A 10,153-nucleotide genomic window follows, 5' to 3' on the forward strand; every position below is an offset into this window, starting at 1 on the left:
CCTAGCGCATCATCCAGTCGATCAAACGGCGTTGCAGTTTGCCGTAGGGCGGACGCGCAAGGGAACTGCCGGACAGGCGCGACTGGGTGAACACACCCTTCGCGTGGGACAGCGCACGGAATCCTTCGGGGCCATGATAGGCCCCGATTCCGCTGTCGCCGATACCGCCGAACGGCAGGTCTTCCTGAGCGTAGTGCAGCAGCGTGTCGTTGATCGTGACGTTGCCGCTGGTGGTGCGGTCGGTCACGGCGTCCCGCGCGGGTCCGGCAGGCCCGAAGACGTATAGGGCCAACGGACGGGGGCGCGCGTTCACATGGGCGATGGCGTCCTCGACCCCGTCATAGGGGATGATCGGCAGCAACGGGCCGAAGATCTCGTCCTGCATCACGGTCATATCATCGGTCGCGTTCAGGATCAGACGCGGCGTGACGGCTTTGCTGTCGGCTGGCTTCAGTAGATCGATAACACGCGCACCCTTGTCAGCGGCATCGCGGGCCATCGCCTGTAGCCTGTCACCGTGGGTGTCGTGGATCGGGTGCGTCAGACCAGCGGCCCCGTCAGGATAGAGCTTGCGCGCCTGCGCTTGCAAAGCCGCCACGACGGCGTCCAGCTCGCCACGCGGCACCAGACAATAATCCGGCGCGATGCATGTCTGACCCCCGTTGGCGAGCTTGCCGAACGCGATGCTGGCGGCAGTACGGTCCAGATCGGCGCCGTCCAGCACAATCGCGGGGGACTTCCCGCCCAGTTCCAGCGTTACGGGCGTCAGATTAGCCGCCGCAGCTTGCATCACCTTGCGCCCGACGCTGGTGCCGCCTGTGAAGACCAGATGATCGAAAGGCAGTCCTGCGAAGGCCGCGCCGACATCGGCACCGCCCTCTACCAGCGCAACCTGATCCTGCGGGAAGGTCTCGGCGAGCATCGCGCGCAACTCGGCGTTCACATGCGGCACGTATTCCGATGGCTTCAGTATCGCCCGATTGCCCGCTGCCAAAGCCGTGGCGAGCGGCATCAGCGACAGCGCAAACGGGTAGTTCCAGGGCGACATGATCCCCACGACGCCCTTCGGCTGATACAGCACGCGAGCGCGGGCAGGCATGAATGGCAGCGATACACGACGCTGTTCGGGCCGCATCCAACGGCGCAGGTTGGCGCGCAGGTAGTCGATGCCCTGCACCAACGGCACAAGATCCAGCAGTTCAGTTTCTGCCTTTGGACGGTGCCCAAAATCAGCCATCGCAGCAGCGGCGAAGGACTCGCGCCGCGCTAGAATCGCCGCCTTCAGCCGCGCCAGATCCGCCCGACGTGCGTCTGCATCTGGCGGGCCGTCACGCAGGAATGCGGCTTTCTGAGCCTCCAGCAAATCGTGCATCACGCGTCCTTCGGAAAGCGGGCCACGATCTCATCGGTGTCCTGCCCGAAGCGCGGCGGCGCGCGGTCGAAGCGCACGGGTGTCTTCGACATCTTCAGCGGATTGCCTAACAGCCGCACGGCGCCCTTCGCCGTGCCCGGCACATCCATCGATACCACCATCTCACGCGCGACAGCCTGATCGGATGCCAGCGCCTGCCCCACCGTCTGTACGACCGAGGCGGTCACACTCTGCGCATCCAGCCCCGCCACGATGTCCGCCGACGGCAGGGCGCGCATTGCAGGCTCCAGTATGTCCATTAGCGCCTCACGATTGTCGGTCCGCGCGAAATTGGTGGTGAAACGTGGATCGGCAGGCAAGTCGTCCCGGCCAAGAAACGCGCAGAAGCGGTGGAATTGCGCGTCGTTCCCGACAGCTACGACCACATGCCCATCGGCCGTTGCGAACTCTTGATAAGGCACAATGGCCGGGTGTGCATTGCCATGGCGCGCAGGCTCTTCGCCCGTTTCCAGATGCGTCGTGCCCACGTTGATCAGCCACGACATCTGGCTGTCGAGCAGCGCGATATCCACGTGCTGCCCCTCGCCTGTCCGATCCCGGTGACGCAAAGCGGCCAAGATACCGGTACAAGCCTGCAATCCGCAGATGATATCAGCCACCGCGACGCCCACCTTCATCGGCGCGCCGTCCGGTTCGCCCGTGATCGACATGATCCCGCCCGCCGCCTGCGCCATCAGGTCGTAGCCCGGCTTGTCGGCGTTGGGGCCCGTCTGCCCGTAGCCCGAGATCGAGCAATAGATCAGCCCCGGATTGAACTGCAGCATCGCATCCGCGTCCAACCCGTATTTCGCCATACCGCCTGGCTTGAAATTTTCGACCAGCACGTCCGCCTCGGCCACCATGCGCCGGATCAGCGCCTGTCCATCGTCGGACGACAGATCCACCGCGACGGAATACTTGTTGCGGTTGGCCGACAGGAAATAGCCCGACAGATCAGTGTCGCGGCCCGCATCATCCTTCACCGACACCGGCCCCCAGTGGCGCGTGTCGTCACCGCCTGTCGCGGGATTCTCGATCTTCCAGACCTCTGCTCCCAGGTCCCCCAGATGCTGCGTGCAGGTCGGCCCCGCGAGTACCCGGCTCAGGTCAAGCACCTTTACCCCGTCCAATGCTCCGGCCATGCGATCCTCCGTCAGTGTGCCATAGTGACAGACCATACCGCGCGGGTCTGCGAAAGGCGGTTCGGCGGCCCAAGATGCCGAACTATCGCGCCGCAACTGACGAGAGGATCGAAGACCAAGGCAACGACATGCATTCGAAATCGGTTAAATGAATGCCGATTCTTGGCTGAATAAGAAAAAGTGGCGCGCTGGGGAGGATTCGAACCCCCGACCCTCTGATTCGTAGTCAGATACTCTATCCAACTGAGCTACCAGCGCGTGCGAGGCGGTGACTAACGCCGCCCCGAGGGCTTTGCAAGCGGGAAAGCCGCGATAATTTACGTGCTACAATCCGGGGCGCACGCGGTCTGGCGATGTCAGCAGACGGGCGGGCACGTCATCGTCCACCGCGTAGTCCAGCGGCGCGTGGTCGGTGCAGAACGTGATGCGCTTGAAGTGGAAGCGATGCTCATCCCCTTCGACGGCGTCAGAGACGATCAGCCCCGTGGCGACATGGCGTTCACCTTCGTAAAGATGCACCAGACCCGGCACCGCGCGCGTTCCGGCATCCAAGGCCAGACCACTTTTCCAGAAGCGTCGGACAGGAGCATAGGTCTCGCCCCAGACAAGCCGTAGGCCGGTGAACCCGGCCGCTTTGGCCTTCCGATCCGATAGGGAAGATCGAGTTTGCATGGCACACCTCCTACTGCTCGGTGGAACATGACACTGCGCCATCCCCATTCAAGAACGGAAATATGAACAGTGGGTGAAATTCTCATGGCGCTTGCGGCACGCGTGGCGAAAGGGTCGCACTGGCCTAGGTGGCAGGCCGGACAAAAGGAGAGACTCGATGGGTAAGCTGATCGACGGTACATGGCGTGACGTCTGGTACGACACCGACGCCTCTGGCGGGAAATTCGAGCGTTCGGCGCAGGACTTCCGCAACTGGATCACGCCCGACGGCGCGCCGGGCCCCAGTGGCGAGGGCGGCTTCGCGGCACAGGCGAACCGATATCACCTTTACGTCTCTTACGCCTGCCCTTGGGCCAACCGCGCTCTGTTCTTCCGCAAGCTGAAGGGGCTGGAAGACATGATCGACGTATCCGTCGTTCACCCCGACATGCTGTCCGAAGGCTGGGAGTTCCGCACCGATTTTCCGGGCACGACCGGCGACAAAGTGTTCGGCGTTCCCTACATGCGCGACGTTTACCTGCGCGCCGAACCTGCGATGACGGGCCGTGTTACGGTGCCAGTGGTCTGGGATCTGAAGCAGAACAAGATCGTCTCGAACGAAAGCGCGGATATCATCCGCATGTTCAACGGCGCGTTCGACGGGCTGACCGGAAATACCGATGACTATTACCCGGAAGAACTGCGCGGCCGGATCGACGAGATCAACGACCGCGTTTACGACACCGTGAACAACGGCGTCTACAAGGCGGGTTTCGCCACCACGCAAGAGGCCTACGACGAAGCAGTCATCGCCCTGTTCGATTCGTTGGAGTGGTTGGAAGGCATCCTGTCCCAGACCCGCTATCTGACCGGCGACCGCATCACCGAAGCCGACTGGCGCCTGTTCTCGACACTCGTGCGGTTCGATCTGGTCTATCACACCCACTTCAAGTGCAATCGCAACTACCTGCGCGACTACCCCGCCATGTGGGCCTACACGCGCGAGCTGTACCAATGGCCGGGCATCGCGGAAGAGGTGCATTTCGACCACTTCGTGCGCCACTACCATTACAGCCATGACATGGTGAACCCGAATCGCATCATCCCCTTGAACCCGGTGCTCGACTGGTCCGAACCGCACGGGCGTGGATAGGACAGGAGCCTCCGGCGGAGGTATTTGGGGAACGATGAAGGTCTAGAGGCGGCAAGCGTCCGGGATATCGGCGTGGCCGGTCTCGATGAGGTCGGCCATGAGGCGGGCGGCCGGGATATGTGTGCCGAAGCCGATCTTGAAGCCGCCGTTCAGCACGTAGTGACCTGGCCGGTCGGGCCAGAGATCGATGACCGGCGCACGAGACTTGGCGCGGGGCCGCAGGCCGGCCCAGCGCGCGGTCACCGGGGCATCCTTCAGAGCAGGCACAGCGATGCGTACGCGGGTGATGACGTCATCGAGTTGCGTGTCAGTGGACAGGTCATCGTAGTCCCGCTCGGTCGTGGATCCGATGCCGACGGTGCCGTCCGCGTGGGGCACGATGTGCAGGCCGTCGGCATAGATCTGGGGTAGGTCTTTGGCGTCATAGGCCAGGCGCGCGGCTTGGCCCTTGATGGCTTTGCCAGCCGTTTTCCCCATCGCGGCGCTAAGATCATCCAGGCCAGCGGCGCCCGTTGCGTGGATGACCGCGCCGCGCTCGGGTGCGTCTGTTTCGATGGCACCGCCGCGCATCTGGATGGCGTGCGCCAAGGCGGCGATGGCGCGCGGCGCGTCTACGCGGGCGGTGAGGGTGTCAAAGATGACGCGGCCCGTGGGGCTGAGCGGGGTCCAGCCTTCGGGCGCGTCGATCGCCTGCCAGCGGTGGTCGGGCCAGAGGGTTGCCGCACTTGTCGCGCGGGCAAGCGCACGTTCCTCGGCATCCGCATCGGCAAGCGGTTGCAGGCGGCCCGTGCGCGCGTAGCCGGGGCTTTGACCCATGCCTTCGATCTCGGCCCAGAAAGGCTCTGCCGCGACAAGGCACTCATATTGCAGCGCTTTCAGCGGCGTCCAGTTCTCTGGCACATGCGGCGCCAGCGCGCCGACGAGGTTGCCGGACGCGCCCGCCCCCGGCCCGGCAGGGTCGATCACGGTGACCTGCCAGCCCCGCGAGAGAAGCTCCCAAGCGAGGGTCAGACCGTAGATGCCCGCGCCGCGGATTGTGGCCTCACTTGTCATCGTTCCGGTCCCGTGGTGAGTGCGCGTGATGCAGGGGTAGGGCCGATGATGAGCGATGAAAAGGTCACGTGGCGGGATGGCGTGCCGGTGTCGGTGCGGTTCGATGATCCATATTACTCACTGCAGGATGGCGTTGCCGAAACGCGTCATACGTTCCTGGCCGGGAACGGGTTGCCGGGGCGGCTGGTGCCCGGCTTTCGGATTGCGGAACTGGGGTTCGGAACGGGGCTGAACGCGGTCTGCCTTCTATCGGACTTTCGTCGGATTTCCGTCGGACCATTCCGCGATGCCCCGCTGCGCTACACCGCGTTCGAAAAGCATCCGCTTTCAACGTCAGAGATGGAGCGCGCGCTGGCCGGGTTCCCCATCGTGGCGAAGGCGGCGTCGGAACTGCTGGACGCTTGGGACGGGCATCGGGCAGAGTTGGACGGAATCGTGATCGAAGTGATCAAGGGCGACGCGCGCGAGACCCTGCCTGGATGGGAGGGGCGCGCCGATGCGTGGTTCCTGGATGGTTTCGCGCCCGCGAAGAACCCCGAATTGTGGGAGGCCGAACTGATGACGCAGGTCGCGGCGCATACCGCACCCGGCGGCACCTTTGCGACGTACACCGCCGCCGGGCAGGTGCGGCGCGATCTGGCCGCCGTAGGCTTCGACGTGCAGCGCGTTCCGGGATATGGGCGCAAGCGGCACATGAGCGTTGGGCGATTGGCATGAGAGAGCAGAACACGCGCGCGGGCATCTGGCTGATGGTGCTGGTGACGTTCATCTTCGCAGTGCAGGACGCGATAAGCCGCCATCTGGCGGCGGAATACAATGTCATCATGGTCATCACGATCCGCTACTGGTTCTTCGCCGCCTTCGTGATCGCGGTGGCGTCCCGCGCCGCAGGCGGCATCCGGGCGGCGGCGCGCACGTCGCAACTGGGCGTGCAGATCTTTCGGGGCGTGCTGCTGGCGGTCGAGGTTTGTGTCATGGTGCTGGCCTTCGTGCTGCTGGGGCTGGTGCAGGCGCACGCGGTCTTCGCCTGTTACCCGCTGTTGATAGCGGCACTTTCGGGGCCGGTACTGGGCGAAAAGGTCGGCTGGCGGCGCTGGGCGGCGATCGGCGTGGGCTTCGTCGGGATCATGGTGATCCTGCGACCGGGCTTCGCCGTGTTCTCTCCGGCGGCACTGGTGGCGCTGGTCTCTGCCTTCGCCTTCGCGCTGTACGGTTTGCTGACGCGCTATGTGGGCCGCAAGGACAGCACGGCGACATCGTTCTTCTGGACGGGTGTGGCGGGGGCGGCGGTGCTGACGCCGGTGGGCCTTTACCTTTGGGAGCCGATGAGCGGGCCGGATTGGGTCTGGATGGGCACCCTGTGCTGTTCGGCGGCGTTCGGGCACTGGTGCCTGATCCGCGTCTACGAAATCGCTGAGGCCAGCGCCGTCCAGCCCTTCGCCTATCTTCAACTGGTTTTCGCCTCGGCCATCGGCGTGTTCGTTCTGGGCGAAACGCTGGAGCCGTGGACAGCGGTGGGCGCGGCGATCGTGGTGTCGGCCGGGCTGTTCACGCTGATTCGGGCACGGAAGGTTGCGGGCTAGCCGGGCGTTCGCCCTCGAACGGGGTGTTTGGGAACGCAAAGAACAACGCGGGGCGGAAACAAGAAAGGCCGCCCCGGTGTGAGGGCGGCCTTTGATCTGGTCGAGGTCTGGAAACCTCAGCCCTGGCGGGCTTTGAACCGGCGCTGCGTCTTGTTGATGACGTAGACACGGCCCTTGCGGCGCACCACGCGGCAATCGCGGTGGCGGGCTTTCAGCGAACGAAGCGAATTACGAACCTTCATTTGCTCTCTCCCATCTGTCGCGGCGCGGGGCACGCGCCTGAGGTTTCGGTTCGGCACCCGAGGGGGCCAGTGAATATCGTGGCGGTGGTGGGAGATACTGGGATTGAACCAGTGACCCCTTCGATGTCAACGAAGTGCTCTACCGCTGAGCTAATCCCCCGTCCGCCTATGTCCCGATCCCGAAGGACGCCGCATCAAATGCAACACGCACGGCCAGGGCCCCGCGTCGGTGGGCGGTCTATAAAAGCAGACGCTGCCCTGTTCAAGCGCTTTCCGAACACCATCTTGCCGGATAGGAGAAGCCATGCCCGTCCGCCCCGACCCATTGCGCGCATTTGATCTGCATCAGCCCGAACAAAGGCTGACGCCGTTCGTATTTGCCTCTCCGCATTCGGGCCATCACTACCCGCCATCCCTTGCGCGGCGCACGATTCTGTCGGCGCGGCAGTTGCGCTCGTCCGAGGATGCGTTCGTGGATCGTTTGTTCGCTAGCGCACCTTCGCAGGGCGCACCCTTGTTGGCCGCGCATCTGCCGCGTGCGTGGCTGGACGTGAACCGCGCCGCCGATGAACTGGACCCAGCGCTGATCGAAGGCCAGCGGCGCGGCGCGCATAATCCGCGTGTGGCGTCCGGCCTTGGGGTGATCCCGCGCGTCGTGTCCGGCGGGCGCCCGATCTATTCGGGCAAGTTGCGCCGGACAGAGGTGCAGGAGCGGATCGAGAACACGTGGCACCCCTATCACGCCGCGCTCGAAGCACTGATGGCAGACAGTTGCGATCAGATGGGGCAGGCGATCCTGCTGGATTGTCATTCCATGCCACATGAGGCGCTGGATCAGGTGCGCGTCCGCGGTCGGCGGCCTGATGTGGTGCTGGGCGATCGGTTCGGAGCCTCTGCCAGCGACGATGTGACCGCTTTGGTCGAGTCAGAGTTCACGCGCGCCGGGTTCACAGTGTCGCGCAACGCGCCCTTCGCGGGGGCCTATATCGCACAGCACTACGGGCGACCCGAGGTGGGGCGGCACGTCGTGCAGATCGAGTTGGACCGCTCTTGCTACATGGATGAGGCCGCGATTGCCCCGCACGGCGGGTTCGATGAGGTGCGCGACCGTATTGCGCAGGTGATTGCGCGGTTGTGCGGCGCCGATATGTCGGGCGCTGCGCTGGCGGCAGAGTAGGCTTAGCCCAACGCGCGCCGTAGGCGATCCTGGAAATGCGGGATGACATCCGGGCGCGACAGGAAATCCGTGACGGGCATCAGGATCAGGCGTCGGCCTTCTTCGCCCAGCGCAAGGTCCGCATCGCGCAATCCGGGCCAGCGGGCCGCGAAGAAGATGCCCCGTCCGTTGGGCAGGTCGTAGGCGGCGCGGTGGAACAGGCGATCTGCGGCAAGGATCAGGCCGGTCTCTTCCCGCACCTCGCGGATCACCGTGTCTTCGGGAGATTCGGTCCCCTCTCGCCCGCCGCCGGGCAAGTCCCACCAGCCGGGCCATGGGATGTCGGGCCGGTCGTCGCGCAGAAGGGACACAACGCTGTCGCCTGACAGGATCGCGACCTTTGCGCCGTGAAACGCCTCTGTTGTCGGGCCGCCCGTCATCTTACATTGCCCCCATGCCCGTCCTGTGCCGAGATTGCCTGACCACCTTCGCCGATGGGGCACGCTGCCCCACCTGCCGGTCGCCGCGCATCCTGCGGCACGCTGAACTTTACGATCTCTCCATCGCCCATATGGACTGCGATGCCTTCTATGCCAGCGTCGAGAAGCGGGACGATCCATCATTGCGCGATAAGCCGATCATCGTCGGGGGCGGCGAGCGGGGCGTGGTGACGACCGCTTGCTACATCGCGCGGATCAAAGGCGTGCGCTCTGCCATGCCCATGTTCCAGGCATTGAAGCTGTGTCCGGAAGCCACCATCGTGCGCCCCCGATTCGAGGTTTATGCAGAGGTCAGCCGTGCCGTGCGGCAGATGATGGACGAGCTGACGCCGGTGGTGGAGCCGCTGAGCCTGGACGAGGCGTTCATGGACCTGACAGGCACTGCCAAGCTGCACGGTGCGCCACCTGCCGCGATGCTGGCAGGACTGGTGAAGCGGATGCAGGCGGAACTGGGGATCACGGGATCTATCGGGCTGTCGCACAACAAGTTTCTGGCCAAGATCGCATCCGATCTGGAGAAACCGCGCGGGTTTTCGGTGATCGGCAAGGCAGAGACGGTGGACTTCCTGACCCCGCAGCCGGTGTCGCTGATCTGGGGCGTGGGGGCTGTGACGCGCGAGGCGTTGGAGCGCGCGGGCATCCGTACATTTTCCGACTTGCGCCGCTGGGACCAACGCGACCTGACAGAGCGCTTCGGGGGCATGGGCACGCGTCTGTGGCATCTGGCGCGTGGAGAGGACGTGCGGCGGGTGACGGCCAACGCCCCCGTGAAAGGTGTATCCAACGAAACGACCTTCCGCGCCGATACCGGCGATGCAGAGGTCCTGGACGGTTATTTATGGCGAATGTCCGAGAAAGTCTCTGGCCGGCTGAAAGCCAAGGGAATCGCGGGCACCATCGTGACGCTGAAGCTGAAGCGGGCCGATCACCGGCTGCTGACCCGCCGTCTGACACTGGGTGAGCCGACGCAGATCGCGGACCGGATCTACCGCACGGCGCGCGCGCTGATGGAGCCTGCGCTGGCCGAAGGGCCGTTCCGACTGTTGGGCGTGGGTGTCTCTGATCTGTGCGACGGATCGCAGGCAGATCATTCGGGCGACCTGTTGGATCCCCAGGCGTTGGTACGGGCAAAGGCAGAGCGGGCGACAGACGCGATCAAGGCGCGGTTCGGGACGGATGCGATCGTGAAGGGGCGGGCGCTGCGGTAAAACCTGCACAACTCCGTTGATACCGTGTTTTCCCTTCCTTGTCCGGCAAGCCCC

11 protein-coding genes and 2 tRNA genes are annotated in these 10,153 nt (G+C 64.6%); 5 read left to right on the plus strand and 8 right to left on the minus strand.

Features of this window, described 5'->3' with window-relative positions; translation table 11 throughout:
• Window position 1: 1 nt before the first annotated feature.
• The 4 genes from FIU81_RS12875 to FIU81_RS12890 form a co-directional block, all read right to left on the minus strand.
• On the minus strand, window positions 2-1,372 hold the full coding sequence (locus FIU81_RS12875; RefSeq protein WP_124110683.1) for a coniferyl aldehyde dehydrogenase: 1,371 nt from the start codon (window positions 1,370-1,372) through the stop codon (window positions 2-4).
• Entirely contained in the window at window positions 1,372-2,553 is a 1,182-nt protein-coding gene (locus FIU81_RS12880) for a CaiB/BaiF CoA transferase family protein (protein WP_124110682.1), read from the minus strand. The genes FIU81_RS12875 and FIU81_RS12880 overlap by 1 nt, the downstream gene beginning before the upstream one ends.
• 181 nt (window positions 2,554-2,734) lie before the next feature.
• A tRNA-Arg gene (locus tag FIU81_RS12885) sits at window positions 2,735-2,811 on the minus strand.
• 66 nt (window positions 2,812-2,877) lie between these two features.
• The gene (locus tag FIU81_RS12890; RefSeq protein WP_124110681.1) at window positions 2,878-3,225 is read right to left on the minus strand and encodes a hypothetical protein; all 348 of its coding nucleotides are present in this window, start codon (window positions 3,223-3,225) and stop codon (window positions 2,878-2,880) included.
• Between the two features lie 157 nt (window positions 3,226-3,382).
• On the opposite strand from FIU81_RS12890, the gene FIU81_RS12895 reads away from it, so the two are divergent.
• Complete coding sequence (locus FIU81_RS12895; RefSeq protein WP_124110680.1) at window positions 3,383-4,357, plus strand: glutathione S-transferase family protein; 975 nt, start codon at window positions 3,383-3,385, stop codon at window positions 4,355-4,357.
• A gap of 42 nt (window positions 4,358-4,399) precedes the next feature.
• Here FIU81_RS12895 and FIU81_RS12900 read toward each other — a convergent pair whose 3' ends face one another.
• Window positions 4,400-5,410, minus strand: coding sequence for an NAD(P)/FAD-dependent oxidoreductase (locus tag FIU81_RS12900; protein ID WP_124110679.1), 1,011 nt, complete (start codon window positions 5,408-5,410; stop codon window positions 4,400-4,402).
• 48 nt (window positions 5,411-5,458) lie between these two features.
• On the opposite strand from FIU81_RS12900, the gene mnmD reads away from it, so the two are divergent.
• Together mnmD and FIU81_RS12910 are read left to right on the plus strand one after the other, a co-directional pair.
• On the plus strand, window positions 5,459-6,127 hold the full coding sequence (gene mnmD, locus FIU81_RS12905) for a tRNA (5-methylaminomethyl-2-thiouridine)(34)-methyltransferase MnmD (RefSeq protein WP_124110678.1): 669 nt from the start codon (window positions 5,459-5,461) through the stop codon (window positions 6,125-6,127).
• Complete coding sequence (locus FIU81_RS12910; RefSeq protein ID WP_124110677.1) at window positions 6,124-6,993, plus strand: DMT family transporter; 870 nt, start codon at window positions 6,124-6,126, stop codon at window positions 6,991-6,993. The genes mnmD and FIU81_RS12910 overlap by 4 nt, the downstream gene beginning before the upstream one ends.
• Window positions 6,994-7,109: 116 nt before the next feature.
• On the opposite strand, the gene ykgO is transcribed toward FIU81_RS12910, so the two are convergent.
• Together ykgO and FIU81_RS12920 are read right to left on the minus strand one after the other, a co-directional pair.
• A complete protein-coding gene (ykgO, locus tag FIU81_RS12915; RefSeq protein ID WP_008182844.1) occupies window positions 7,110-7,235 on the minus strand; it encodes a type B 50S ribosomal protein L36 in 126 nt (41 codons plus the stop codon).
• An 85-nt stretch (window positions 7,236-7,320) separates the two neighbouring features.
• Window positions 7,321-7,395, minus strand: a tRNA-Val gene (locus FIU81_RS12920).
• A gap of 144 nt (window positions 7,396-7,539) precedes the next feature.
• On the opposite strand from FIU81_RS12920, the gene FIU81_RS12925 reads away from it, so the two are divergent.
• Entirely contained in the window at window positions 7,540-8,412 is an 873-nt protein-coding gene (locus tag FIU81_RS12925) for an N-formylglutamate amidohydrolase (RefSeq protein ID WP_124110676.1), read from the plus strand.
• Window positions 8,413-8,414: 2 nt separating this feature from the next.
• On the opposite strand, the gene FIU81_RS12930 is transcribed toward FIU81_RS12925, so the two are convergent.
• Window positions 8,415-8,831: an NUDIX domain-containing protein gene (locus tag FIU81_RS12930; RefSeq protein WP_124110675.1), complete on the minus strand. Its 417-nt coding sequence runs from the start codon at window positions 8,829-8,831 to the stop codon at window positions 8,415-8,417.
• A gap of 14 nt (window positions 8,832-8,845) precedes the next feature.
• Here FIU81_RS12930 and FIU81_RS12935 point away from each other — a divergent pair, with 14 nt between their 5' ends.
• The gene (locus FIU81_RS12935; protein WP_124110674.1) at window positions 8,846-10,099 is read left to right on the plus strand and encodes a DNA polymerase IV; all 1,254 of its coding nucleotides are present in this window, start codon (window positions 8,846-8,848) and stop codon (window positions 10,097-10,099) included.
• Window positions 10,100-10,153: the final 54 nt, after the last annotated feature.

It is taken from the genome of Palleronia sp. THAF1 (assembly GCF_009363795.1).
In the GTDB taxonomy this organism is placed as follows: Bacteria; Pseudomonadota; Alphaproteobacteria; order Rhodobacterales; family Rhodobacteraceae; genus Palleronia.

Coding starts and splice junctions, on each gene's coding strand:
- FIU81_RS12935 (WP_124110674.1), top strand. CDS start 8,846: ATGCCCGTCCTGTGCCGAGATTGCCTGACCACCTTCGCCGATGGGGCA.
- FIU81_RS12890 (WP_124110681.1), bottom strand. CDS start 3,225: ATGCAAACTCGATCTTCCCTATCGGATCGGAAGGCCAAAGCGGCCGGG.
- FIU81_RS12910 (WP_124110677.1), top strand. CDS start 6,124: ATGAGAGAGCAGAACACGCGCGCGGGCATCTGGCTGATGGTGCTGGTG.
- FIU81_RS12880 (WP_124110682.1), bottom strand. CDS start 2,553: ATGGCCGGAGCATTGGACGGGGTAAAGGTGCTTGACCTGAGCCGGGTA.
- FIU81_RS12925 (WP_124110676.1), top strand. CDS start 7,540: ATGCCCGTCCGCCCCGACCCATTGCGCGCATTTGATCTGCATCAGCCC.
- mnmD (WP_124110678.1), top strand. CDS start 5,459: ATGAGCGATGAAAAGGTCACGTGGCGGGATGGCGTGCCGGTGTCGGTG.
- ykgO (WP_008182844.1), bottom strand. CDS start 7,235: ATGAAGGTTCGTAATTCGCTTCGTTCGCTGAAAGCCCGCCACCGCGAT.
- FIU81_RS12930 (WP_124110675.1), bottom strand. CDS start 8,831: ATGACGGGCGGCCCGACAACAGAGGCGTTTCACGGCGCAAAGGTCGCG.
- FIU81_RS12900 (WP_124110679.1), bottom strand. CDS start 5,410: ATGACAAGTGAGGCCACAATCCGCGGCGCGGGCATCTACGGTCTGACC.
- FIU81_RS12875 (WP_124110683.1), bottom strand. CDS start 1,372: ATGCACGATTTGCTGGAGGCTCAGAAAGCCGCATTCCTGCGTGACGGC.
- FIU81_RS12895 (WP_124110680.1), top strand. CDS start 3,383: ATGGGTAAGCTGATCGACGGTACATGGCGTGACGTCTGGTACGACACC.